Below are 25904 nucleotides of genomic sequence, written 5' to 3'. Positions count from 1 at the left end.
TGCACCAGGCTAAGGAGGTGCACCAGGCCAACGAGGTGCACCAGGTTAAAAGGGGAGGAGCCCACGCGTAGCCGCGTGGGCTCCTTGAGGTTCAGCATGAATGTCTGGCATCTGAACTCCTTCGGGCTCAGCTGTTGGGGAATCAGCGGATGAGTCCCATCTGGTGCAGGACAACGTAGACGTCTTCACGACGCTGGTCCAGCAACTGGCCGTTGAACAGGGTGCGATCCCTGGGAACATCGGTGCTCTTGTAGAAACGCATGTCTTCGGGGCGTTTTCGCATGGTTCACCTCCTTTCATTCAAAATTAATCGCAATTTATGCACAACAATTAGAGCCGCATGAATTCAAAAGGGCATAAAGAGCCGAGGCTAATAATGTAATTTGCGGACCGAACCAAAAAGGGATTCGTCGTGCAATAGCGCGTGCTTCCAGCAGTCGACCCAACAAGAAGCTGGTTCCGAACTATGGGGAAACTGCGCACCCGCGGCTTGCTGCGTGGGTCCGCGCCTACAACTGACTACTCAACCGTCCAAAGATAGGAGGGCTATCAGAACACCGCCGGCAATAAGCCGGTCCGGATGGTTCAGGAGTGGGTCAGAGGGCAAAAATGGCGCGCGTCATCAGCAGAGGCCGGGGTAGCAGTGACGGTCAACTTCCGTCCGCTAGTCAAAGTAATCATTTTTCCCAACCTCCTTTTCTGGTCACAGGGACCTGCTGTGGCATTATCCGGCTGACTGAACCAGGGAATGCGCGCCTTGTTCCCGGCGGGTCGCTCTGGGAACAAGATATAAACTACCCCATGAAGAAGGAGTTTGACCAGCGAAATTAGCTATTTCGCCAAAAGTTTTTCTAAATTAGTGTTTTAGAGGCCCCAACGCACAATTGCGGGCGTCCGCTTATCCCACCCTAGAGTGCAGACCTTCGCCGTTCCGAGAATGAAGTGCCGGCCTTCGCGGGCATCCATTTCCAGCCAGCGGGCAGTCAGGATCCGGGAGAAATGACCGTGGGCCACTATCAGGACATTGTCCATTCCGGATTCCAGGACCCTTCCGATGATCTTGTCCGCCCGGGCAGCCACTTCGTCCAGGGTTTCACCGTTGGGTACGCCATCGGTCCAGATGAGGTAGTCCGGGTTGTCCTTGCGGACCAGGTCCGAGCTGATGCCTTCGTAGTCTCCGTAGTTCCATTCCACGGCCAGCGGCTCATGGACTGCCTCCGGGTAGCCTGCAAGTTCTGCGGTGCGCCGGGCTCGGCGGAGTGGCGATGTCAGGACAAGGTCGAAGTCGATGCTCTCCAGGACCTTACGGGCCTCGACGGCCTGCTGCTCACCCTCAACGGTGAGGGGAAGGTCCGTCAGGCCGGTGTACTGACCGCTTTTGGACCACTCGGTCTCGCCGTGTCGAAGGATCCAAAGTTGCGGACGCGGGGAAATTGCAGCGTTCAATTAGGACTCCTCAGTTTCGGTCAACGGCTCGACGACGGCGGACTCGGGTTGCGCTTCCCACCATGCCAAGAGTTTCTGCTCGGCTTCTTCCGGGGAAAGTGGTCCGTGTTCCATGCGTTCTTCCAGAAGGAACTTGTACGCCCGCCCCACCACAGGACCGGGCTTGAGGCCCAGGAGGGCCATGATCTGCGCTCCATCAAGGTCAGGCCGGACGGCCGCCAACGATTCCTGCTCCAAGAGCGCCGCGATGCGATGCTCCAGGTCATCGTAGGCGAAGGACAGGCGGTCGGCCTTGCGCTGGTTACGCGTGGTGACGTCGGATCGGGTGAGCCGGTGCAGGCGTTCCAGGAGGGGACCGGCGTCGGTGACGTAGCGACGGACAGCGGAATCGCTCCAGCCGGCATCACCGTAGCCATAGAAGCGCATGTGGAGCTCCACCAAGCGTGAAACTGCTTTGATCGACTCATTGTCGAACCGAAGCGCCTTCATGCGCTTGGCTGTCAGCTTGGAACCAACAACGTCATGGTGGCGGAAGCTCACCGCGCCGCCCGGTTCAAAGCGGCGCGTAGCCGGCTTGCCGACGTCGTGCATCAACGCTGCGAACCGCAGCACAAAATCGGGGCCGGGCACCGGACCATCAGGGCCTGTTTCCAATGCCGCGGCCTGTTCCAGGACCTGCAGCGAGTGCTGGTACACGTCCTTGTGCCGGTGATGCTCGTCGGCTTCGAGGCGCAGGGCGGAAACCTCCGGGAGCACAAACTCAGCGAGCCCGGTGTCCACCAGGAGATCAATGCCCACCCGCGGGTGCGCTCCGTTAACAAGCTTGACCAGTTCTTCCCGGACGCGCTCCGCGGAAATGATCTTGATGCGGTCTGCCATCTGCGACATCGCGAGCCGGACGTCGTCGTGAACCGACACGCCGAGCTGGGAGGCGAACCGGGCGGCGCGCATCATGCGGAGGGGGTCGTCGGAGAAAGAGGCTTCCGGCGCTCCCGGGGTTGCGAGCTCTGACGCGTGGAGGTCGCGGACGCCGCCGAACGGATCCACGAGTTCCAGGCTTGGCAGCCGCAGCGCCATGGCGTTGATGGTGAAGTCCCGGCGCAGCAGGTCGTCGGTCAGGGAGTTGCCGAACGCCACCACGGGCTTGCGCGAATCGGGGTCGTAAGCCTCCGCGCGGTAGGTGGTGATTTCGATCTGGAAACCGTTCTTCTTCATCCCGATGGTGCCGAAAGCCCGGCCGATTTCCCAGAAGTTGTCCGCCCACTTCTTGATGACGGCAATGGTTTGGTCCGGCGTGGCGTCGGTGGTGAAGTCCAGGTCCGGGGATGTCCTCCCCAAAAAGAGGTCGCGCACGGGTCCACCCACCAAGGACAGCTCGAATCCGGCGTCGACAAAGCGCTGCCCGAGGTCGAGCACCACCGGATCGATGGTGAAGTTAACTGAAGAGCTGTCCAATACGTGCGCCATAGTCCCTTAAGCTTGGCAGATTTTTACTCAGCATTGGGCCACTGTTCCATGCGAAATCAGGCATGCGTCCAAGGACCATCTCCTGCAGTCCATCTTGTGGCCATGTCCCGGTCATCACTCGAGGGCAAGAGTCGTTAGAGTGGACCTCATGGCCAACCCGATCCCGAGCGCTCCTGGCAGGAGGACAAACGCACCGTTGCCGTCGGCAATCGGTGCACACGTCGCGCCTGCCCAGCAGCACCCGGTGCAGGCCTCCCTTCCCACTGTGGAGGAAGTGTCAGCCGGTGGCGTTGTAGTAGATACGTCCGACGGCGAACTCCGGGTTGCGATTATCGCCCGCCTTAATAGGGGTGGCCGGCTTGAGTGGTGCCTCCCGAAGGGCCACCCGGAAGGTCGCGAGAACAACGAGGAAGCCGCTGTCCGTGAAATCGCCGAGGAAACCGGCATCGAAGGAAGCATCCTGGCGCCCCTTGGCAGCATCGACTACTGGTTCACCGTCAGTGGCCACCGCGTCCACAAGACCGTGCACCACTTTCTGCTCCGGGCAACGGGCGGCGAGCTCACCATCGAGAATGATCCGGACCAGGAGGCCGTGGACGCCGCATGGGTCCCCATCCAGGAACTGGCTCGCAAATTGTCCTTCCCGAATGAACGCCGCATCGCCGATTTGGCACGGGAAGTGCTGCCCGAACACCTCTGACCCCGGGTACATGGGACGATAAAGGCGATGTCTGAAGCCAAAACCACCCAGTCCGTTCAATCCGGAGAAGCACGTTCCAGCGCCATCATGGCGGCAGGAACGCTCGTTTCCCGGTTCCTTGGCTTCGCCAAAACCTGGATGCTCGGTGCCGCGCTCGGCCTGGGATCCACCATCAATGACACGTTCATCAATGCGAACAACCTGCCGAACCTGATCTTCCTGCTGGTGGCCGGCGGCGTGTTCAACGCCGTCTTGGTCCCTCAGATCATCAAGGCCAGCAAGGCGCCGGACCGCGGTGCGGACTACATCAGCCGCCTGTTGACCCTCGCCGTCTTGGTGTTGCTGGCATTGACGTTGCTGGTGACACTCGCGGCGCCCTTGGTCATCGACCTCACCACGCAAGGCTATTCCGAGCAACAAAAAGCATTGGCAGTCACCTTCGCTTTTTGGTGCCTGCCTCAGATCTTCTTCTACGGGCTCTACGCCCTCCTTACCCAGGTGCTGAACGCCCACGGAGCGTTCGGCCCCGCCATGTGGGCCCCCATCCTCAACAACCTGGTGGCCATCGCGGGCCTGGGCATGTTCATCTGGATTCTTGGCGAGAATGTTTACAACCCCCACACCTTGGACAATTGGGGGCCCACCCAGACGCTCCTGATCGCCGGTTTCTCCACTTTTGGCGTGGTGGCGCAGACGGCCATCCTGCTGATTCCCGTCTTCCGTTTGCGCCTTGGGCTCCGGCCCCGTTTCGGTTGGCGCGGCGTTGGACTTGGCCAGGCAGCCAAGCTGAGTGTTTGGACGCTGGCAACGGCCGCCGTCGGGCAGTTGGCGTTCCTGTACGTCATGAGGATCGCCACCATTCCCGGTGCTGAGCGCCTCCGGCTGGACAATGCAGGGGATAAGGCCGCTGCTGCCGTCCTTCCCGGTAACGCCGTCCTGGAAGTCGCGAGCCAGCTGTACCTGCTGCCGCACTCGATCATCGCCCTGTCTCTGGCCACCGTGCTCTTCAACCGCATGACACGCGCTTCGCAGGACGGCAACAAAGCCGAACTGCGCGACGCCCTTTCCCATGGCCTGCGAACTATGGCCGTTGCTACGGTTTTCGGTGCCTTGGCGCTATTCGCCTTGGCTGGTCCGCTGGGCATGTTCTTCTCCGGCGGGGAGCCGCAGGACGGTGTCATGCTGGCCCAAACGCTCACCATCCTCGCCCTGAGCACCCCGTTCCTGAGTGCGAACTTCATGATGTCCCGCGTCTTCTACGCCAACGAGGACGCCCGTACGCCCCTGTACGTCCAGTTGTGGCTGGCCGTGATCTACGTGGTGGGCGCGTTCTTCATCCAGTTCCTGCCCGTCGGCCAGATCATCTACGCCATTGCCATCCTTTACACGCTGGGCAACATCCTCTCCGTGGTGATCAGCGTGGTGTTCCTGCGCCGCTTGCTGGGTCACCTGGATGGTCCCCGCATCGCCAATTCGTACATCCGCATGGGCTACGCAGGCCTGGGTTCTGCCCTTGCCGGCGCCGGGGCCTTGTGGCTCTTGGGTAGCTACCGCGCCGACGGTTTCGCATGGAGCAGCCGCCCGGCCGCCCTGGTGACAGTCGTCGTCGTCGGGCCTGTCATGCTGCTCGCCTACTTGGTCCTTCTTCGTGTCTTCCACGTCACCGAACTGCGCGACCTCCTGCGTCCGCTGATGGGTCGCCTGGGTCGCGGCGCCCCGGCGCCGGTTAGCGGCGCAGCACCGGAACCCACGACGCCGGCACGCGCCACAGTCTCGGACGACACCGGTTTGATTCCGCGCATCTCCGGCGAGTTTGATGCAGCCTCCTTCCGGGCGGGCCCGGCGTTGGCTCCGCAGCGGACCCAGGAACCCGCCGCGGATGACTCGCCGGACGCACCGAAGACCTACCTGCCGGAGGAGGACACGCCCAGTACAGCTCGTGGCGGCAAGTTCCGTCCGCAGGTCCCACTGCCGGGTCGGCGCACCTACCAGGGTGGCGCCGGACAGAATCCGTACTTCCCCGCCAAGCGCAGCCATAGGAAGTAAGCCGGTGGCGCCAACGTGGGCGGCGGGCGTCAATCCGCTAGGCTAGAAACGAATATAGGTAGTTGCAAAAACGGCTCAACCGGCTCGCGCCGGGGGAGCCATGTGCAGGACCGCAGCTCCCGGACAGCCTAGGAGGAACACGTGTCCCACCCGATCGACGTCGGATCAGTACTTGGCGGCCGCTACAAGGTCACGGCCAATGTATTGACCTCGCATGACCAAGATCAGGTGCTCGACGGCGTGGACCAGGTCCTCAACCGTCCCGTGAGCATCCTTGTTGCTGGTCCCGGAAATGCCGAACAGGTTGCCCAGAGCGCCCGCGAAGTGGCCACTGGGGAGAGGCCGGGCCACGTTCAGATCCTGGATCTGGGTATCAGTGAAAACACCACTTACCTGATCACCAATCACAGCACCGCGCCGGATCTGCTGGACCTTGTTGTGGCCACCAACCCGCCGTACATCGAGCCTTTCTTCACCGAGACGCTCGGAAGCGAAATCTTCGGCCAGCCGCGCACCTACGAGCCCGAAACTTACGATGGCCTGTACGAGGATGACGAGCACGACGCCGAATACATCCAGTACGACGAAAACGGCTACCCCATCCCGTCCGAGCCTGACTCGGAACCGGCACCTCCCGCACGTACCGCACCTCATGTACCGCCGATGCCCTCGTCCAGCCCGTCTTCTCCCAAGAGCGGGATCGCGGGCAAGCTGGCCGCAGCCGCTGCCGGTGCCGGAGCAGCGGGTGTTGCCGCCGCTGCAGCGCTGAAGCACGCTGGTTCCAAGAACAACGACGCCGGTGCTGCCGCGGCCGGTGCCAACACCGCCTCTTCCAGCAATGCGGGCGGAGCGTCACCTGCTGTCGCATCCCAGCCGCCCACCCAGGCTGTGTCTTCACAGCCGGTTTCATCCACACCCGTTGCGTCGCCGGCTGCCAACCGCGAGCCTGCCAGCCGCGAGCCGGTCAACCGCGAGCCTGCCAGCCGCGAGTCGGCTGCCGAGCCCAAGGTTTCCCTGTGGTCCGAAGAGGACTACGGCTTCAGCGGCGCAGGAGCCGGTGCAGCTGCTGGTGCTTCCGCTGCTGCTGGTCGTGCCAGCAACTCCGGCTACGATCGTGCGGCAAGCAGCTTCCCGACGTCGTCAGCTGCCACCGGCAATTACGCGGACGATTACGCGGAAGACGAAGGTTACGAAGACGAGGCTCCTGAGAAGGAACCGCGTTCGCTGCGGTGGCTCGTAGGTGGCCTTCTGGCCGCTGTCCTGGTGGTCGGTTTGGTCCTTGCGGTGACCAATCTCGGCAGCCTCCTGCCCAGCGGCGCTCCGGTCGCAACGCAAAGCACGCCTGCCCCGCAGCCCTCTGCCCCGGAAACCGAGGAGCCCGCGCCTACCGAGGCTCCGGCCCCTGCCACACCGCCGGAAATTGAAGGAATCACGCGCCTCGGCGACTTCCCGTTCGCCGCCACCTATGACAAGGACCTTGCCAGGGCCTTTGACGGCAACGCGGCAAGCTACTGGTCGGACATGGAATTCGCCTCCGCAAACTGGGGTGGCCTTTTCCAGGACATGCCGCTTGTGATCCAGCTCAAGGAACCCACCGAGGTCAAGTCGGTTGTACTGAATCAGTTGGGTGGCTCCGGCGGTAGCATCAGCGTCTACACCAACGATCGTCCGGCCATGGACGGGGCAAAGCTGGTGGGCACCAACAGCTTCACGTCCCCCGAGCTCACCATGCCGCTTGCAGCTCCGACCCAGACGCAGTACGTCATCGTGGTCATCAGCGCCCTCCCGAAGCTGGCCGCACCGAAGACGCGATTTGGATTCGGGCTGCGCTTGGCCGAGGTCACCGTTCAGTAGCACGCCCAACTGAGTCGCAGTAGAGGCCGTTCTGACCTATCAGAGCGGCCTCTACTGCTACCTACATCGGCGTCACCGCTTCGATTCGGCAGGTGTGCAGACGGTACCCTGAATGTTGGTGGCTTTTAGGGTCGCCAACTCCAACGGAATATTTGGAACGCAACAGGGGTTGAGTCAGGTGGCTGCCCCGAAAGCCGCAGCATCGACTAAGGAAGAGGTTCACGCCACGTGAGCATTGCAGAAAACAGCGCATCGCAGGTGCGTGACGTCATCATCGTAGGTTCAGGCCCCGCCGGCTACACAGCCGCCGTTTACACCGCCCGCGCCAACATGAAGCCTCTGCTCATTGCCGGTTCCGTCACTGCTGGTGGCGAACTGATGAACACCACGGACGTGGAAAACTACCCGGGCTTCCCTGAGGGCATCATGGGCCCGGACCTGATGGAGAACTTCGAAAAGCAGGCAGCCCGCTTCGGTACGGAGATCCTCTTTGAGGATGTCACCGAGCTGGACCTCGACGGCGATATCAAGACTGTGACCATCGGTACAGGGGAAACCTTCCAAGCGAAGGCCATCATTCTGTCCACGGGTTCGGCGTATCGCGAGCTCGGACTGGCCAATGAGAAGCGCCTCTCGGGCCACGGTCTTAGCTGGTGTGCAACCTGCGACGGTTTCTTCTTCAAAGACCAGGACATTGCCGTGATCGGTGGCGGCGACTCCGCTATGGAGGAAGCACTGTTCCTCACTAAGTTCGCTAAGTCCGTCACCGTTGTTCACCGCCGCGACACTCTCAAGGCTTCCAAGATTATGGGTGATCGTGCCCAGGCCCACGAGAAGATCAATTTCGTGTGGAACACCGCCGTCGAGGATGTTCTTGGTGGGGACAAGGTTACAGGCCTGAAGTTGAAGAACCTGGTGGACGGTACGGAGTCCGAACTCGCAGTCACAGGCGTTTTCGTGGCCATCGGCAACGACCCCCGCACGGATCTCATCAAGGGCAAGGTGGATCTGACTCCTGAAGGAACCATTGCTGTGGAGGGCCGTAGCTCCCGCACCAACATCAAGGGTGTCTTCGCCGCGGGTGACGTCATCGATCCCACGTACCGCCAGGCCATCACGGCATCGGGCTCCGGTTGTGTTGCTGCCCTTGACGTAGAGCACTACCTCGCCGACCTGCACTCCTAAGCTGCCTCCAAGCTAGCAACCATACGAAGGGAAAAGTTATGAGTAACGCAAAAGACGTAACTGACGCAAGCTTCAGCACAGATGTCCTCGCTTCAGAGAAGCCGGTCATCGTGGACTTCTGGGCAGAGTGGTGCGGCCCCTGCCGTAAGCTCGGTCCCATCCTCGACGAGATCTCGGTCGAGTATAGCGACAAGGTCGACGTCGTGAAGCTCAACGTCGATGACAACCCCGCCATCGCAGCTGAGTATGGCATCACGTCCATCCCGGCCGTATACCTGTTCAGCGGGGGAGAAGTGAAGAGCACTGTCATCGGCGCCAAGCCGAAGCAGTTCTTCGAGAAGGAATTCGCGGACGTCTTGTCCTAAGCATCCGTGCTTGGCTGAATTTAGTCGAAAAAGCCGGCGGCTACTGCTCCTGAAGGAGTGGTAGTCGCCGATTTTTGCATCTCGGGTAGAAATGAACCTAAATCAGTCGCGTACGAGTCCCTTTTCCGCTGGAGAGGTTCACACGTGCCCGGAACTATGGAACTCACTTGTCCCTACCTGGGATAGGGACTACTCTTTGCAATCACCGGACCTAACCCGTCCGGTCTGCCTGTTCTTGCCTTTAGTCCGCTGTTACAACCTTTCACTCTGAACCAACCCGTCGGTCGAGTCTCCACCTGTGACTGCACCCGTCCGACGAAGGTTCGGAGCCCGTCTGAATCCGTCTGATTCTGTCCGACGGTTGCGTCTGTCTCGGGCACGATAGTACGGAATTGGTGGGCTGGTGGCCTAAGGCAGGACGTTCACGGGGGGTCCTTGTTGGAACTAAGGTGGCGGATGGGCGAGTCGCCTCCCGGCAAGCAACGGAGTGTTCACAACTTCGACCAGTAGGTCGATTAGCTGCAAGAACCGATGCTCAGTCGAGTGGTCTACAGTCTCAGTACTAACCAACAACGACTGCAAAAAGGATCAAGGGGTGCTGCGTGCCACGCCATCCGTCCAGCTTATTCCAGCTGGCTGAGGTTGCGGCCCGTTCTAGTCAGCGGCGTAGACCGCTGTTGAAACTCTAACTTTCCACGGAGGAGGGGTTTCACGTGAAACAGAACCGGTACGCGCGCTTATTCCTTAGGGATGGCCACAAGATATCCGGGCTTATGTTTCACGTGAAACAGCCCATCGTGCCTGTCCTGGCAGCATCCTCTGGGGGCTCGTGAATCATGGAACAAGGCCGAGCAGATCAGCAAACAATGAAAATGAGGCGACACCGAGCATCGTGGTCAGCTGCCTGCAAGACACCAAGTACGCAGATCCCCATCCATGCGTACATACTCCTAGGCGCGAGAGGCCCGGCATTGACGCTGGAACGCCACTAAGAATGCGCGAAATTAGGTATATTGATCAGTTTCGGGCCGCGGGGAGTGGTCCACTGGAGGGGAGTGATCCCCTCGAGCTCAAAATACTTCTAAGCACCAGGCCATGCGACTAGCGGGTGAGAACTGCGACGCATCCAGCTCTCTAGTCGAGCCGCAAAACCTGACGTACGCCTGACTTTTGCCGCGTGCTGCAGGGTTACAACACTCCGGGGAGTCCTGTTGTTGCTCACTATGGAGCAGATCCGGCTGGTCTCGAGCCGTTCTATGGCCCAGAAGACCGCGTAGAGGTTCGACGGTACCCTATAGAGGCCCGTGTATAGCCGTCGACGCCTCAGGCACTCAGAAGCATGCCACCATGGCCAGAAGGGCCCCATAGGGCTACTAGACGCCCCTAGGACGGCCCTAAGTGGGCCTCTCGATAGCGACGGAAGCAGTAAAGCTATCCGCGGCTTCCGGGTTCAATAGTCAACGCTCACGTTTCGAGCGCCCGTTAGATTCCATTTCAGCACAGTCGGAATCGGACAGGCAGGAGCCCATCTTGTTACTTCGAAGCGGAGTAGCGTGCTCCGAGCCGGGCCAGTGAACAGCTCCGCCAGCTTTCATACCAAGTTGGGCATTAGAGAACTACGTCACCTGGGGCTCGCTAATGCACTTACGGCCCGCTGTCGTGCTTGAAACGTGCCCGGGCCCTGGCTAGAGGGCTATTACTGTTAGTTGCGCCCACCACGCCGAAACTGCGTGGATCTCAATAACCAGCCTGATAGGCCCCAAAACCACCTCACTTTCACCATGCACAAACAGCATCCGACGCTCTTCAGGAGGGTAGATCTCAGCTGTACCCCCGAGATCGACCGACAGCCCATTCCGCCCGATAGGCTTATTGCTCATTCCTCAGCATCACCGACTGTTCAGGCGTCCCGAGGAGGGCAACTGCCCAGTATTCTTCCGTAAGACGCGAAATACGGAGGTTTCGGCTTGCTTGGAGTTCAGGAAATGGGGCGGGTAGGGCAAATAACCGTATAGAGGTCCGGCCTCTCACTGTTTCACGTGAAACAGACGAGCTAACCCGCTGAGTAACCCGTAGGCTTCCGCACGCTTGTGCGTGCTTCTGCGTGCTTCTGCGTGCTTCTGCCACTTGTAGACCAATTGGAACTGACCATCTGGACTCGCCCCAACTTTCCGGCTCCGCAGATGTAGACGACATGACTGTCATCCAAGACTCGCTAAGCCCGGGGAATCATCTTTGAGCTGGAGGATGAGGTGAACCGGCCGACGCAGACGACCCAACCGGCCGACGCAGACGGGCACCGAAGGACCAGACGCTCCAGAGGCAGTGACGTCCTCCTTTCAACAGGACGTCAAGCATGCGGCAGCTTGACGTCCGCCTGCATCGCACACACCTTGTCCCTGGGAGTTTCCCGACGCATGGCAACCGTCTATCAGCGGTCGCACGGCAGCCCGTCACGGAGGGAGCAAAGCTCTAGCAACACAACGTCGCTTGAGGCCACCACCCAGCAGCCCCTCTCCAAGCCCTTACGACTGCCGCGAGACAGGTTCCCCCGGCCCGTATGCCGTTGACCGCGGGCAATGTAAAGGAACGCTTCCACGTCGGATCCACCGAGTCTTATGTGGTCGCATGACCACTCCCGGGCGACGCAAGTTTTAGACGTTGGTCAGGAAAGAAGAGACCCGGCGTCGCTAGGGCTTCGATACCTCCGTTTAGAGGCCAGTGACACCTTGGCGAGGCTCACTGTTTCACGTGAAACCAACGGTGCTGCCAACGCTTCGGCCCCCCTGTCACTTCCATGCCCGTGGATCCAGCAGCGTGCAAGCCGCTCGCGGGAGCCTTCGGTACCTCCGTACGTAGGGAGTCCAACAGGGCTCAACTGGGCTCCCGTGAGCCAAAGGAGGCATCGGTCAGTTTCACGTGAAACATTGGGGGCAGCCTGCCTGGCTCAATGACACTCCATGCAGGTGTGTGGAACATGGTTTTATGAGGGGGGATCCGCGAAGTATCGTCGCCGACGTATTGAGCGGATGACTTCCAAGACGCCAGCGTGCGGACGCTCTCGGGCTAGCCTAGGGAGTTATGACGTCAGCATGCCTACGCTCTCCCAAGCGGCAACGAATGTTTGCCACTATAAAACCCCTAAGGAACCTGACGCCGACCGTGGATGGCCTCGTCGTGACCTGGTCTACGGCTCCACAATCCGTGGAGACATCTGATGAATGAGCATCATCAACAGGCCCCACTTCCTCTGAGGTTCTCGCTTTGCCGAGAGCAGGACATAGCTCTGGGCATGAGCGGGGTAGCGTCGTGAATTCAGCATTCAAACCGCGGGTTCCACGTAAGTGAACTTGGCTACTTTAGGCCGGCGAGGTGCCGTCCAGAGGTAACAGGCGGGGCGCATCGAGGGAGCGATCCTAGGCCCGTTCTTCCTGCATGTCACCAGCTCTGCTCAATCTTTCCCCATACTTATGCACAGCGTTATCCACAGGCTTATCCACCGTCCATGAGCTTGCCCACATCTGAGGTCCAGCCGGTCCGCTTGCCTTGCTATTCGCCCGGAAAGTACTTGGCCCAGCAGCCGAGTGCGCGCGGAAGGGGATTCGGAGGACAATCCAGAGAATGACACCGACATAGCGCGGGAAATCAACGAAAATGACGCTATCAGCTGCCGTAGAGGCCGAAGTGATCCTGTATCCCTACGCTGCTAAGGAAATTTGAGTTACTAACTAACGACGAAGGATCCACAGTACACCAGCGGCCATACGCGAGTGGGTGGAGGATCAAGGTGAACTCTCCTGCATCCGCATAGTTATCCCCAGAGTTTTCCACAGCGATATCCACCGGGTTATCCACGGGCTCTTCCGCCGTTTCCTCCATCCTCATTTCCCGATGTGATGCCCACAGTGCTTCGTTTCACGTGAAACATCACGACCTCTTCCGATTGCGGGGGAGCTGTGCGCAGGCCTCCTCGCGAGGGGATCGGCACATCGGCCTCACCGTCCCAGCTGCCCTTCTTAAGGTGGCCAGGTACGTCTGCACTCGCATCATCCGGGCGCGTCGCAACATCAGACCAATCGTGCGCCACAACACTGTAGCCACGAAGAGAGCCTCTGGTCCTACCGGCCCCAACCAGCTGTCCGTGCTGCGCTGGTTCAGCTGACTCCCACAGCTCGTAGCGACCATCCTGTCTGGCCCAATAGACGGCCCGGATCGGTCGAGGCATAGTTGGCCTCCAGGCATTTCGCCCCCGGCAGGCCGTGTGCTTGTCTCCACTCCCTAGACAGACCGCTGTGTCCCATTTGCCCACTTCGCTCTCAGTATCGGAGTGCGTAGTGCCGGTCTCGGTTCGGACGTGTCGCCGCTCAGGAACACGACACGCTAGCGGACCGCCCACATAGAGGCAGATACATAACCGCCGTGGAGATGCAAAGGCGCCTCAGTCCATTGATGGACCCCGCTAGTCCGCCATAGCCCTTCATTGGGCTCGAGGCCTGGACACCCGCGCGTTGCTGTACACACCGGGAAGCTCACTAATTAGGGACAGCGAACCCTCGTCAACTCCGAAGGAATCAAGGTGCAGATGTGCCGATCGTAGAGCTGGCGAACGTGGTCTTCGTTTAGCGGTAGGTACAGGACTATCGACTGTCTCCTTGCGCCCCCAGGGGACGAGGCGGTTCCACGCTTCGCACTTGGACAGCAACATGATGGCGTACCGGGGTAGAGGCAGGTCTCGGTCAGGTCTCCGGCAGCCCTCTGGCGGGCGCTCACGACTAACCCTTCCTGCTAACCCTTCCTTCTAAAACCCTCATCACACTAGCGCCATCCAGACTAGCGTCACATCACTTGGTTCATTTCACTGTCGCACATTCTTGGCACTCCCCGGGAGTGAATGGCTCTACTTGATCGCAAGACAAACCTGTGGGCGCAAGCCCAACACAAGAGCCGGCCGCCCCATTGTGAGTGTTCCGGGCTTCGACAAACACAAGGACGGAAGGAAGCCCGCAGCCTGAGCAGGGCAATACCAAAAGCAACTGATCGAACCCCACGTTCGCGCGTGCGCAATCGCGCTTATGGACCAGATACCGCAGTAGGAAAGCAATCGTCCGAACTAGAAGCATCACACTGAAGCAGGTCTAAGGTTCGATAGCGTCTATGGGTGAGCTAATGCTCAAACCGATATCCCCGAAGCCCCCCCTGCGCCGGCTTCTGAGTTCGTCGAGATAAGGGACCGATCACGCCGGAAAGGTTTCTTACCGGAAAGCAGAGAGTTGTTTCACGTGAAACGCAAGGACGTCGTCACATCGGCCCACCGTGTAGTGTCTACGGTTCACCATACCGCGTGGCTGATCACACAAGGATTCCGGGCTCATAAGTGCCAATCACTCCTCGCTATAAAGCCGACGTCATCGATGATTTACCCTGGTGTTTCACGTGAAACAGGAAATGACTTCGAGCTCTCCAAGTGCGCGACCGTAGAGGGGCGAGGGCATCCCGGAATCGGTATTACCACCTGGTTCTCGACATTTCTGGGCGCCGTTCCTGCCCCAAATATCCATGCAGAGCCGGAACCAGTGGATCTATGTGTCAGCGTACGAGCTTCGATTGGCAATTTGCGAAGCTTTTCCCGAGTCGCACGCGAAGAATGACCCCAGACCCTCGTACTGATCATGACTTGCATAAGGGCGCCTACAACACCTGTTCAACATGGGCGGTTTTGCGTCAGTACAGCACCCCCGCTGAAGCATGACTCACCTGAAAGCATGACTCACCTGAAAGCACGACTGACCTGAAGCACGACCGATCTGATATCGGGACATAATCACTGAGGAATGCCGCCTCTATGGAGCCTGAGAGCGGATTGGAGGCCCCCAAACACGAACCTTCCACAGGTCATGTATCGCGCACCGGCCTACGTCGGCTCGGTAGGGCACTCAGGGGAGCAGGAACTGTGTGCATTGATGACCTACGGGCTACTTGTTTCACGTGAAACCTAGTGCTCTGGATGATGTAGCAACAAGTACAAAGACTGCCTCGTTCAGCAAAGTCGTTCAGATTTACCGCCTAGACTCAGCCCTAATCAGTCCGCCCGTAGCGCATTGCCCACTTGAGCCTGCAATCGCCCGCCACGGCCCGCATAGGCGGGGTAGCGACGGGAGCCGTGGCCATTACGGGAATGCCCGACTTAGCCAGGCTGAGCGCTTGGGTGGCCCCGTGGGGGTGAGGAGGCCGGTATATTCAGACTCGAGCGAGTGCAGTACTACCCCGAACACGGAGAAACTGTGCCTTCATCCCTGTATACGCAACGCTAGTCCTTCACAGGATACCCAAGGCCAGCTGCCGCAGAACAAGCCGAACATGCCCCAGCTGCCTGAGGTCTAAGCACCGCAGACAATCGATAGCAGCATCAATCGCCATTATCCACGTGGCTTACCGTAGTTCGGCCGTATTCGACCATGAGGAACTACTTGGTTTCACGTGAAAGAGGCATATTAGGGATTACCGTCCAGGGTTCAAGCGAGACTAGCAAGCGAAAGTTGTTCAATGAACCAAGATCCAAAAAAGATGGGGCCCACGATATGTGAGCCCCATCCAATTAATGGCTGGATCTAGTCCTCGGCACCCGGGCCAAGAACATCCATTATTCGGTTTAGGTCCTCAACACTCGCAAACTCGATACTCACGCGGCCCTTCCGTGCACCAAGCGTGATCTTCACGTTCGTATCCAAACGGTCTGACAGCGATGACGCCAAGTAGTCCAGGCGCTCGTGTCGGGCATTCGGTTTCGGGATGCTGCTCTTAGCGGGCGTGGTGGGATCTTGATACAAAGCAACCGATTCTTCGGTGGCTCGAACCGACATACCCTCTGCTACGATCTTTTGCGCCATTCGTTCCATCGCAGCAGCATCCGGGAGTGCAAGCAGTGCCCGCGCATGCCCGGCGGACAATACCCCCGCGGCAACACGGCGCTGAACAAGCGGCGGAAGTTTGAGCAGGCGCAGCGTGTTCGACACCTGCGGACGGGAGCGGCCAATCCTATCGGCGAGCTGCTCGTGCGTGGTTCCGAAGTCCTCCAGGAGCTGCTGGTACGCTGCGGCTTCTTCCAAGGGATTCAGCTGGCTACGGTGGAGGTTCTCCAGCAAAGCATCACGAAGAAGGTCATCATCGGTGGTGTCGCGAACAATTGCGGGGATGGTTTCGAGTCCCGCGGCCTGAACCGCACGCCAACGACGCTCACCCATGACCAACTCATACGGTTCTCCACCCTTTTCGGTTGAAGTACGTACAACAATTGGCTGGAGGACACCGATTTCCCGAACGGAGTGCACCAACTCGGCCATGTCATCTTCATCGAAGACAGAACGAGGTTGTTTACGGTTCGGATGGATATCGCCGACGGGGATCTCAGCAAATCGAGCTCCGGGGACTTCCACCAGCTCGACTTCAGGAGCTGAGCGCGGAGATGATGCTGAAGGCGTGGCGGTCGCCGTCGATGCTGCCTCGGCAGGAACTGCCTTGCCAGCGCCTGCGGTACGCGACGCGGCAGACTTGGACGCAGGCTTGGACGGCGAGGATGTCTTGTTGCTGTTGGAGGACTTCGTGGCCCCGGTCTTTGCAGCAAGCTTGGCAGCAACTGGCTTGGAATCGAGTGCGTCCGATTCGTCGAGCGCAGGCTCTACCGTAGTGGGCTCTGCGGCTTTCCGTGCCTCGGGAAAAAACAGATCCACGGGACGGGACGGTGCGGCCCCGTTTCCCTGGGCCGCGGCCGAGCTAGGAATGAGAGCCCCAAGACCCCTGCCGAGGCCCCTTCGCTTTTCGCTCATTGATTCATCCCTCCGATGGAATTGCCGAGCACGGATCGGCCCAAGCTGTTGCAGTGTTTCAAGAATTCTAGCGTTCAGCTATTTCGGCTGCGGCTTCCATGTAGGAAAGCGCGCCGCTCGAAGAAGGATCGTATGTCATGACGGTCTGCTGATAGCTCGGAGCCTCGGAAATACGTACCGAGCGTGGAACCACAGCACCAAGAACCTGTTCGGGGAAGTGCTGGCGGACCTCGGAAGCAACCTGCGCGGCCAAGTTCGTGCGTCCGTCATACATGGTCAGGAGAATGGTGGAGACAACCAGATCAGCATTCAGGTGCTTCTGGATCATCTCGATGTTCTTGAGCAATTGACTCAAGCCTTCCAGTGCGTAGTACTCGCACTGGATGGGGATGAGGACCTCGCTGGCGGCACAGAAAGCGTTGACGGTGAGCAGTCCAAGGCTCGGAGGGCAGTCGATGAAGATGTAATCCAACCGGCCCTCTCCATTGTTCTCCCGCTCCTTGGCGTAGACGTCAATGGCACGGCGGAGCCGCTGCTCGCGGGCAACAAGCGAAACGAGCTCAATTTCGGCGCCGGCGAGGTGAATGGTTGCCGGCGCGCAGATGAGATTGGGGATGTCAGGGCACGGAGCCACGACTTCCTTGAGGGGAAGATCGTTGATCAACACATCGTAAATGCTGTCAACATCGGCGTGATGTTCAATGCCCAAGGCAGTGGAGGCATTGCCTTGGGGGTCAATGTCGATCACCAGCACGTTGAGGCCGGCCGACGCCAGGGCCGCGGCGATGTTCACCGTGGTGGTGGTCTTGCCTACACCGCCCTTTTGATTCGAAACCGTGAAGATGCGGGTTTTGTCCGGTTTGGGCAGTTCCCTGCCGATCAGCCGTTCACGTCGTCGAGTCTCGTTTGCCAACTGACGGGCGATGGGGCTGGAATCATCGATGGAATCCATGACGTTACGCACTCCATCTGAAGCGGTTTCACGTGAAACAGCAGCATTGTCAACCGAATTCGTACGCACTATCGCGGACTGAAGTGACGCCGAGGGTGTAGCCATTGCCCGCGCGGACCCCAAAGACATAAATGGGGGGATTCGCTGCGTGGAGGTTTCACTACTGCCCACTGGTTCACACTCTCACTCTCATTTCGGCGCTTGCTGCCGTTCTCTAGCCTAACCGCTCAGCCGCCGACACGCGGGAAACCGAGCGGGACCTACGCCGTCTTTCCGGGCTTGTTGACGATGATCCTCACCACGGTGGTGGGTTCCTCCAAAAGCTCCTGTCCACAAACCACAACTGACGTTTCCACGCCACCAAGTTTGCGGATGACCTTCTTCGCTTTTTCAATCTCTTCGGCCGCGCTGCGTCCCTTGATGGCTACCACTTCGCCGTGACCATTCAGCAGAGGGATGGTGAGGCCTGCCAAATTGGAAAGGGCAGAAACGGCACGCGCCGTAACAACGTCAGCATCCACCATTCCGACTGCGAGCTCAGCCCGCGTCCTCATGACGGTGACGTTATCCAGACCCAGGTCATCCACGACTTCCTGCAGCCAGATGACACGACGTTCCAGGGGCTCAATCAGGGTCAGCTCGAGGTCCGGGCGGGCAATAGCCAGGCAGAGTCCTGGAAGCCCGGCGCCGGATCCGACGTCGGCAACGTGGCTGTCCATGGCAATGGCAGACTCAATTACCGCACAGTTCAAGACGTGCCGGCTCCAAAGACGCGGAATCTCACGGGGGCCTATCAGCCCACGTTCTGTCCCCGACGTCGCCAGGTGTTCCACGTAGCGCTTGGCAAGATCCAAGCGGTCCCCGAAGATCTTCTCTGCCGCTTCCAGTTCAGCTGCGGTGATTTCAACCATGAGCTGCTAGTCGGCCGAAACGACGATGTGGCGGCCAGCGCCTTCGCCCTCGGACTCGGAGACGTATCCGAGATCAGCAACAGCATCATGCACAATCTTGCGCTCGTAAGCGCTCATCGGCTCAAGGGCGACTGTTCCGCCGTCGGCCTTGACCTTGGCAACGGCATCCTCGGCAATCTGCTGAAGCACGCCGGCGCGTTCCTTGCGGTATCCGTTGATGTCCAGCACGAGGCGTGAGCGGCTTTCGGTGGCGGAAAGCACCGAAAGGCGAGCCAGTTCCTGCAAGGCTTCCAGGACTTCTCCGTCGCGCCCTACGAGGCTGTCCAGCGCTGCCGACTCTTCATCAGCGCCGATGGAGATGTATGTACGTCCGTTGCGGACCTCAATGTCGATGTCTCCGTCGATGTCAGCGATATCCAAGAGTTCTTCGAGGTAGTCGGCAGCAATGTCGCCTTCCTCTTCCAAGCGGCTGGCCGTCTTGGATTGCGTCTCTTCCTGCGAGTCCTCTTGGTCTTCGGCCACAGTGGTCATTGCTTCTTCAGTGCTCTCGGCAGACATTACTTCTTCTTCCTGTTCTTACGTTGTGGCTGGACGCGCTGGGCCCTGATTTCGGCAGCTGCAGCAGCGGCAGCTTCAGCGGCAGCGTCCGCGGCGGCGTTCTTTTTTCCACCCAGCAGCGGGGGCAGACCCTTTGCGGCACGGCGCTCTTCAAGAGCCTTTGCTGCAGGGGATCCCGGCGTGGGCATGCGGCGGATAACGAAGAACTGCTGGCCCATGGTCCAGAGGTTGGTGGTGGTCCAGTAAATGAGGACACCGATCGGGAAGTTGATGCCACCAATACCGAACACGAGCGGCAGGATGTAGAGCATCATCTTCTGCTGACGCATGAACGGGCTGGCCATGGCCTCTTCGGACATGTTCTTGGCCATGATCTGCTTCTGCGTGATGAACTGCGAGGCCGTCATGGCAATGATCATGATGATGCTCAGAATCCACACAGCCACAGCACTGTTGCCACCACTGGGGTCACCGTGAAGGAGCGAAGCGGACAGCGGCGCACCAAAGATGCTGGATGAATCGAACTGGACTACCTGCTCGTGGCTCATGGCACCGACGCCCTGGCCCTGCTTGGCGTTGGTCGAGATGCCCGACAACACCTGGAACAGTGCGAAGAAGAACGGCATCTGGATCAGCATCGGCAAACACGCCGAGAACGGGTTGGTGCCGTGCTTCTTGTACAGAGCCATCTGCTCCTGGGCCATGGCCTGGCGCGACAGCTGATCGGTCTTGCCCTTGTACTTGGTCTGAAGTTTCTTCAGATCCGGCTGCAGTAGCTGCATACCGCGCTGCGCTTTGATTTGCTTGACGAATACAGGAATCAGGGCGGCACGGATCACCAACACGAGGCCGATGATGGACAAAGTCCACGTCCAGCCGTTCGCGGCGGGCATGCCAATGAAGCTCAGTCCCTCGTGGAAGCCAACCATGATGATTGACACCAGCCACTTGAACGGAAACATGATTGTTTCAAAGAAGTCCATACGATATCCCTATTCGTTAGGCCGCCGAGCGGCCTTCTTCATCAGCCTGAGCAGCCAGGAACTGGTCCGGATTGTTCAGTACAACAATTGTGGGCGTCCGGCCTTCGGGCCAATGACGATGACCGGCGGGGACGTGATCCACTCCACCGGCGTTCCATGGGTGACATTTGGCGAGCCGTTTGGCTGCGAGCCAGCTACCCTTCACGGCGCCATGCACCGTCACTGCTTCCAAGGCATAAGCCGAGCAGGAGGGGAAGAAACGGCAAACCTGGCCGTACAGGGGTGAGACGACCTTGCGGTACGCCTTCAGCAAAAGTATGAGGATGTTGCGGGGCAGCTCCCAGAGGAAAGCGCCTACCGCCGCCGGAAGACTCCGATGCGGAACCTTCCCGGAGGGGTCGCTTGAGGAAGGAACGACGGCGGTGCTTATGTCATGCACGCGGTGTCCCTTCCCGTTGTGGTGCCGTTGTGTTCGGTCGAAGCGTTGCGTGGAGCTGAGCCACCCAATCGCTTCGTCGTCACTGCCAGTGCGGCGTTGTAGTCCGAGAGCAGCTGCTCCCAGCTGGCTGTTGCAGCTGCGGGCAGCGCCCGGACTACTACCGCCAGACCCGTTCCATGCGTATGCAAGGACAGTGCGCCTGCTTCTCTCAGTCTCCTCTTAACGAGGTTCCTGGTCACGGCGTTCCCGACGGCTTTGGAGACAATGAAGCCGATTCGACTCGGCTCCCCGGCCCCGATAGAGGCCGTATATAACACTAAGTTCCGGCGTCCATTGCGGACGCCGGAACGTACAGTTGTTGAAAAGTCGGTAGACGTCCGCAGACGGTTAGGGGTGGCTAGCACCGTCGAACCCGCAAAAAGACCCTGACCGACAAGTCAGTTATTTACGCCGACAGTTCGACGCGGCCCTTGCCGCGACGGGCAGCCAGGATGGCGCGGCCGGCACGGGTGCGCATACGAAGGCGGAAGCCGTGCTTCTTGGCCCGACGGCGGTTATTCGGCTGAAAAGTCCGCTTGCTCACGTTAGTTACTCCAGTGGATCAAAGGTGCGCCCACCCGATCAAAAAAGGGGAAGAACTGGCCGACGCTAAGTTTTGTATGTGCCTGCCGCCGTTGCCTTCCGCACGGTGAACGTACGGAGTTACAACTGATCTCAAAAGCGGACACAAAGGACTTCACAACGTTAGGGCAAAAAGGCACCCACAGTCAAACCGGGAGCCTGCCGGAGGGCTATCCACAGCTGTGTCCAACAGCCTCCCGCAACCTGTGGATGAAGTGGCTCACAGACCGCTTTGGCGAACAACAACGGTGTAATTATCCACAGGCAACTTCCCAGCTATCTTCTAGCGATTTCATCCCCTAGAGTGGCTCAGTAGCCCAATGTCCACCCGCTGTGTATAACTCTGTGGATTATCGCCCAGAACAGCGCCGCCGGAGAGACTTCGGCTGCCAGCAACGCCGGCAAGCAAGTATTTAGGAACTGATTGATGACAGTAGACGAAGCCAACCACGCCAACACTGTCGGAAGTTCCTGGCGCAGGGTGCTGAGCCTCATGGAACAGGACGAGCGGGTCTCACCCCGTCAGCGCGGTTTCGTCATCCTCGCCCAAGCGCAAGGCCTCATCGGTTCAACCCTGCTGGTGGCCGTTCCCAACGAACTCACCCGTGAGGTCCTCCAGACTCAGGTCAAGGACGCGTTGGATGATGCCCTCCGCAATGTCTTCTCTGATGACATCCGCTGCGCAATCGACGTCGACACCGATCTGGTGCCCGTCCATGCCGAGCCGGAACCCGTCGTCGAGCTTTCCGCAGTATCGGACTTCGCAGAACCAAAGCCGCAGCCCACGCCGCCGAGTACCTCGCACGAGTTTGGCCGGCTCAATCCGAAATACATCTTCGATACCTTCGTGATCGGTTCGTCCAACCGCTTTGCCCATGCGGCCGCAGTGGCTGTCGCTGAAGCTCCGGCGAAGGCATACAACCCGTTGTTCATCTATGGTGATTCCGGTTTGGGCAAGACTCACCTGCTCCACGCAATCGGGCACTATGCCCGACGGCTCTACAGCGGCATCCGGGTTCGCTACGTGAACTCGGAAGAGTTCACCAATGACTTCATCAACTCCATCCGCGACGACGAAGGCACAAGCTTCAAGACCACGTACCGCAACGTGGACGTGCTCCTGATCGATGACATCCAGTTCCTGGCGGGCAAGGACCGGACCCAGGAAGAGTTCTTCCACACGTTCAACGCCCTGCACAATGCCAACAAGCAGGTTGTCATCACTTCCGATCAGCCGCCCAAAATGCTCGCCGGCTTCGAGGACCGCATGACGTCCCGCTTCGAGTGGGGCCTTCTGACGGACATTCAGCCGCCGGAACTTGAAACCCGCATCGCCATCCTTCGCAAGAAGGGCCTCAGTGAAGGCCTCTCAGCGCCGGATGATGCGTTGGAGTACATCGCCTCCAAGATCTCCAGCAACATCCGCGAACTTGAAGGCGCACTCATCCGCGTTACCGCCTTCGCAAGCCTCAACCGTCAGCCGGTGGACGTGGCCCTCGCTGAAATGGTGCTGAAAGACCTGATCACCGACGACGGCGCCCAGGAAATCACGGCAAAGCAGATCCTGGACCAGACAGCTGACTACTTCAAGCTCAGCATGGAAGAGCTCTGCAGCAAGTCCCGCACACGAACCCTGGTGACCGCCCGGCAGATCGCCATGTACCTGTGCCGGGAACTGACGGACATGTCCCTACCAAAGATTGGCCAGGAGCTCGGCGGGCGCGATCACACCACAGTCATCCACGCGGACCGCAAGATCCGCGAGCTGATGGCGGAGCGTCGTGTGATTTACAACCAGGTCACCGAGCTGACCAACCGGATCAAACAGCAGCAGCGCGACTCCTGAAATCCACATCGGGCCCGCCACTACATACCTTATTAACAGGTGCATGTGGATAAGCCTGTGGATACTTAAGGGGACAAGCGCGGTTAATGGGCTTAAAACCCTTAAGCCATCTGTGGATCGTTAAAAACCGCCCTGGGAGTTGTCCCCATCCACACCCTGTTTAAAACCCAGTTAACGCACAATCCGTGAACAGGGCTTAACCGCGGAACGCCGCGGTTAGATCGGGTTATCCACAGTTTCCACAGCAGTTATTAACACTACGAATCCCAAAAAATTGAAATCCCTCAAATAACAATCTCGTTCTGACACCCATCCCGTCCTGCAGAGGACAGTCCGGCAGCCAAACCGTGACCGGCCTTCCGCTGTCCACATACGGGGGGTCCCTCCCGACGGGGATGGGTTAATCGCGGATCTTCCGGCTAAGCTGTCAGCAGCGCTCCCATCCTTGGGTCTGTTTGTAGTTCGCTCAGTGCGGACCATGCAGGTTCCGGTGCCGGACTGCGAAGATTTAGCGGCTTCCAAGCAGGAATCCGCAGCTACTACATGGCAGCAGCAATGAAAGGCGGCACCCTTCCGTGAAGTTCAGAGTCGACCGCGACGTCCTGGCAGAAGCCGTTACGTGGACCGCGCGGTCGTTGTCTCCGCGGCCGCCCGTACCAGTGCTTTCCGGTCTCCTCCTCAAAGCCGAGGCAGGAACCGTTAGCCTCTCCAGCTTTGACTACGAGACGTCAGCTCGTTTGGAAATCCCTGCAGACATCACTGTTGAAGGCACCATCCTGGTTTCCGGGCGCTTGTTGGCGGACATTTGCCGTAGCCTGCCCTCAGCGCCGGTCGAAGTTGAGACTGATGGCAGCAAGGTCACGCTCACCTGCCGCCGCAGCAGCTTCCACCTCGCCACAATGCCGGAGTCCGAGTACCCGGCACTTCCGGCACTTCCAGCAATCAGCGGAACCTTGCCAGGTGATGCTTTTGCCCAGGCCGTGTCCCAGGTGATCATTGCGGCAAGCAAGGATGACACTCTGCCGATCCTCACCGGTGTCCGCATGGAAATTGAAGATGACCTCATCACGCTTCTTGCCACGGACCGCTACCGTCTCGCGATGCGCGAGGTCCCGTGGAAGCCTGTCACTCCGGGCATCTCCACAAGTGCCCTGGTCAAGTCCAAAACCCTGAACGAAGTGGCTAAAACCCTCGGTGGCAGCGGCGATATCAACCTTGCCCTTGCTGACGACGACAGCAGGCTCATTGGCTTCGAAAGCGGTGGACGAACCACCACGTCGCTTCTCGTTGATGGTGACTACCCCAAGATCCGTTCACTTTTCCCGGATTCCACCCCGATCCACGCAACAGTCCAGACCCAGGAACTCGTTGAGGCTGTACGCCGTGTTTCACTCGTGGCCGAACGAAACACCCCTGTTCGTCTTGCCTTCACCCAGGGACTGCTGAATCTCGACGCCGGTACCGGTGAAGATGCGCAGGCTTCCGAAGAACTCGAAGCCCAACTTTCCGGCGAAGACATCACCGTTGCCTTCAACCCGCATTATCTGGTTGAAGGACTGAGCGTCATCGAAACCAAGTACGTTCGTTTCTCCTTCACCACTGCACCGAAGCCGGCCATGATCACGGCCCAGGCTGAAGCAGATGGCGAAGACCAGGACGACTACCGTTACCTTGTGATGCCGGTCCGCCTCCCCAACTAGCTCAAGTTGCGGCTGTTTCGAAGACCCGGAATGGCCACGAATGCGAGCCAGTGAGGCCCGGCCCGGTCCCGTCTCCCGCCACCTTCACAGAAAAGAGTTCACACTGTGCACATCGGACTGATCGGCCTCGGAAAAATGGGCTTCAACATGCGCGAACGCATGCGCAACGGTGGCATTGAGGTCACAGGTTTCGACCGCAATCCCGATGTCACGGACGTCGCGTCAGTAGATGAACTCATCGCCGCACTGCCCACTCCGCGGCTGGTCTGGGTGATGGTTCCTTCCGGCGCCATCACCGATGCAGTGGTGACGGAACTCGGCGAGAAGCTCAGCCCCGGTGACTTGGTGATCGACGGCGGCAACTCCCGATTCACGGAAGACCAAAAGCACGCCGCTGCACTTGCCGAAAAGAGCATTCGCTTTGCGGACTGCGGTGTATCCGGCGGTGTGTGGGGCCTTCAGAACGGTTACGGCCTCATGGCCGGCGGCGCCGACGAAGACATTGAGCTGGCCATGCCGGTGTTCGATGCACTCCGCCCCGAAGGTGAAAGAGCCGACAGCTTCGTGCACGTCGGTGGGGTTGGCGCGGGCCACTACGCCAAGATGGTGCACAACGGCATCGAATACGGCCTCATGCAGGCATATGCCGAGGGCTACGAACTGCTGGCTGCCAAGGACATTGTGAAAGACCTTCCGGGAACTTTCCGTGCATGGCAAAAGGGCACGGTTGTCCGCTCCTGGCTTCTGGACCTTATGGTCAAGGCCCTTGACGAAGATCCGGGCCTGGCCTCGATCGATGACTACGTTGAGGACTCCGGCGAAGGCCGTTGGACCGTGGAAGAGGCAATCGCCAACGCAGTCCCCGCGCCCGCCATCACGGCTGCGCTGTTTGCCCGCTTTGCTTCCCGCGAAGACAATTCTCCGGCAATGAAGATGGTTTCCGCCCTGCGCCACCAGTTTGGTGGACACGCCACCCGTCCGGCCAACTAGGCCGCAGGAGTCCTGCAA

18 protein-coding genes and 1 pseudogene are annotated in these 25904 nt (G+C 59.5%); 8 read left to right on the top strand and 11 right to left on the bottom strand.

Annotated features, from left to right (window positions below):
• Positions 1-142: 142 nt before the first annotated feature.
• From ACLRGI_RS09940 to ACLRGI_RS09930, 3 genes are all read right to left on the bottom strand, one after another.
• Positions 143-283: a hypothetical protein gene (locus ACLRGI_RS09940; RefSeq protein WP_419201489.1), complete on the bottom strand. Its 141-nt coding sequence runs from the start codon at positions 281-283 to the stop codon at positions 143-145.
• Positions 284-864: 581 nt separating this feature from the next.
• Positions 865-1446, bottom strand: a complete 582-nt coding sequence (locus tag ACLRGI_RS09935) for a histidine phosphatase family protein (RefSeq protein ID WP_419201488.1) — start codon at positions 1444-1446, stop codon at positions 865-867.
• Entirely contained in the window at positions 1447-2913 is a 1467-nt protein-coding gene (locus ACLRGI_RS09930; protein ID WP_419201487.1) for a CCA tRNA nucleotidyltransferase, read from the bottom strand.
• 196 nt (positions 2914-3109) lie between these two features.
• On the opposite strand from ACLRGI_RS09930, the gene ACLRGI_RS09925 reads away from it, so the two are divergent.
• The 5 genes from ACLRGI_RS09925 (at position 3110) to trxA (ending at position 9063) form a co-directional block, all read left to right on the top strand.
• Positions 3110-3613, top strand: coding sequence for an NUDIX hydrolase (locus tag ACLRGI_RS09925; protein ID WP_026005276.1), 504 nt, complete (start codon positions 3110-3112; stop codon positions 3611-3613).
• Between the two features lie 27 nt (positions 3614-3640).
• Positions 3641-5659 (top strand): murein biosynthesis integral membrane protein MurJ, encoded by a 2019-nt coding sequence (murJ, locus tag ACLRGI_RS09920; protein ID WP_419201486.1) that lies wholly within the window; start codon positions 3641-3643, stop codon positions 5657-5659.
• A 141-nt stretch (positions 5660-5800) separates the two neighbouring features.
• Positions 5801-7513 carry an ABC transporter substrate-binding protein gene (locus ACLRGI_RS09915; RefSeq protein ID WP_419201485.1) on the top strand — a complete coding sequence of 571 codons (1713 nt, stop codon included), beginning with the start codon at positions 5801-5803 and terminating at the stop codon, positions 7511-7513.
• A 228-nt stretch (positions 7514-7741) separates the two neighbouring features.
• Positions 7742-8698, top strand: a complete 957-nt coding sequence (trxB, locus tag ACLRGI_RS09910) for a thioredoxin-disulfide reductase (protein ID WP_419201484.1) — start codon at positions 7742-7744, stop codon at positions 8696-8698.
• Positions 8699-8736: 38 nt separating this feature from the next.
• Positions 8737-9063, top strand: coding sequence for a thioredoxin (gene trxA, locus ACLRGI_RS09905; RefSeq protein ID WP_024818839.1), 327 nt, complete (start codon positions 8737-8739; stop codon positions 9061-9063).
• A gap of 6608 nt (positions 9064-15671) precedes the next feature.
• Here the strand turns inward: trxA and ACLRGI_RS09900 are convergent.
• The 8 genes from ACLRGI_RS09900 to rpmH form a co-directional block, all read right to left on the bottom strand.
• Entirely contained in the window at positions 15672-16886 is a 1215-nt protein-coding gene (locus ACLRGI_RS09900) for a ParB/RepB/Spo0J family partition protein (RefSeq protein ID WP_419201483.1), read from the bottom strand.
• Positions 16887-16953: 67 nt separating this feature from the next.
• The gene (locus tag ACLRGI_RS09895) at positions 16954-18009 is read right to left on the bottom strand and encodes a ParA family protein (protein ID WP_419201482.1); all 1056 of its coding nucleotides are present in this window, start codon (positions 18007-18009) and stop codon (positions 16954-16956) included.
• Between the two features lie 89 nt (positions 18010-18098).
• A complete protein-coding gene (rsmG, locus tag ACLRGI_RS09890) occupies positions 18099-18749 on the bottom strand; it encodes a 16S rRNA (guanine(527)-N(7))-methyltransferase RsmG (protein ID WP_419201481.1) in 651 nt (216 codons plus the stop codon).
• A 6-nt stretch (positions 18750-18755) separates the two neighbouring features.
• The gene (locus ACLRGI_RS09885; RefSeq protein ID WP_419201480.1) at positions 18756-19307 is read right to left on the bottom strand and encodes a Jag family protein; all 552 of its coding nucleotides are present in this window, start codon (positions 19305-19307) and stop codon (positions 18756-18758) included.
• On the bottom strand, positions 19307-20290 hold the full coding sequence (yidC, locus tag ACLRGI_RS09880; RefSeq protein WP_419201479.1) for a membrane protein insertase YidC: 984 nt from the start codon (positions 20288-20290) through the stop codon (positions 19307-19309). Before yidC ends, ACLRGI_RS09885 begins: the two co-directional genes overlap by 1 nt.
• 16 nt (positions 20291-20306) lie before the next feature.
• Entirely contained in the window at positions 20307-20720 is a 414-nt protein-coding gene (gene yidD, locus ACLRGI_RS09875; RefSeq protein ID WP_419201541.1) for a membrane protein insertion efficiency factor YidD, read from the bottom strand.
• Positions 20717-21133: a ribonuclease P protein component gene (rnpA, locus tag ACLRGI_RS09870; protein WP_419201478.1), complete on the bottom strand. Its 417-nt coding sequence runs from the start codon at positions 21131-21133 to the stop codon at positions 20717-20719. The genes yidD and rnpA overlap by 4 nt, the downstream gene beginning before the upstream one ends.
• A 41-nt stretch (positions 21134-21174) precedes the next feature.
• Positions 21175-21312 carry a 50S ribosomal protein L34 gene (rpmH, locus tag ACLRGI_RS09865; RefSeq protein WP_011776797.1) on the bottom strand — a complete coding sequence of 46 codons (138 nt, stop codon included), beginning with the start codon at positions 21310-21312 and terminating at the stop codon, positions 21175-21177.
• 465 nt (positions 21313-21777) lie between these two features.
• Here rpmH and dnaA point away from each other — a divergent pair, with 465 nt between their 5' ends.
• From dnaA to gnd, 3 genes and pseudogenes are all read left to right on the top strand, one after another.
• Positions 21778-23196, top strand: coding sequence for a chromosomal replication initiator protein DnaA (gene dnaA, locus ACLRGI_RS09860; protein ID WP_419201477.1), 1419 nt, complete (start codon positions 21778-21780; stop codon positions 23194-23196).
• A gap of 575 nt (positions 23197-23771) precedes the next feature.
• Complete coding sequence (dnaN, locus tag ACLRGI_RS09855; protein WP_402938803.1) at positions 23772-24896, top strand: DNA polymerase III subunit beta; 1125 nt, start codon at positions 23772-23774, stop codon at positions 24894-24896.
• 69 nt (positions 24897-24965) lie between these two features.
• Positions 24966-25886, top strand: a pseudogene (gnd, locus tag ACLRGI_RS09850) (phosphogluconate dehydrogenase (NAD(+)-dependent, decarboxylating)); the annotation flags it as partial.
• Between the last annotated feature and the right edge of the window lie 18 nt (positions 25887-25904).

Source organism: Paenarthrobacter sp. PPS72 (genome assembly GCF_048537125.1).
GTDB classification, from domain to species: Bacteria; Actinomycetota; Actinomycetes; order Actinomycetales; family Micrococcaceae; genus Arthrobacter; species Arthrobacter nitroguajacolicus_E.
The sequence above is the reverse complement of the archived record's forward strand: the minus strand, read 5'-3'. Positions and strand labels throughout refer to the sequence as shown.

Coding starts and splice junctions, on each gene's coding strand:
- ACLRGI_RS09940 (WP_419201489.1), bottom strand. CDS start 283: ATGCGAAAACGCCCCGAAGACATGCGTTTCTACAAGAGCACCGATGTT.
- ACLRGI_RS09900 (WP_419201483.1), bottom strand. CDS start 16,886: ATGAGCGAAAAGCGAAGGGGCCTCGGCAGGGGTCTTGGGGCTCTCATT.
- ACLRGI_RS09930 (WP_419201487.1), bottom strand. CDS start 2,913: ATGGCGCACGTATTGGACAGCTCTTCAGTTAACTTCACCATCGATCCG.
- dnaA (WP_419201477.1), top strand. CDS start 21,778: ATGACAGTAGACGAAGCCAACCACGCCAACACTGTCGGAAGTTCCTGG.
- ACLRGI_RS09885 (WP_419201480.1), bottom strand. CDS start 19,307: ATGTCTGCCGAGAGCACTGAAGAAGCAATGACCACTGTGGCCGAAGAC.
- yidC (WP_419201479.1), bottom strand. CDS start 20,290: ATGGACTTCTTTGAAACAATCATGTTTCCGTTCAAGTGGCTGGTGTCA.
- trxA (WP_024818839.1), top strand. CDS start 8,737: ATGAGTAACGCAAAAGACGTAACTGACGCAAGCTTCAGCACAGATGTC.
- rsmG (WP_419201481.1), bottom strand. CDS start 18,749: ATGGTTGAAATCACCGCAGCTGAACTGGAAGCGGCAGAGAAGATCTTC.
- murJ (WP_419201486.1), top strand. CDS start 3,641: ATGTCTGAAGCCAAAACCACCCAGTCCGTTCAATCCGGAGAAGCACGT.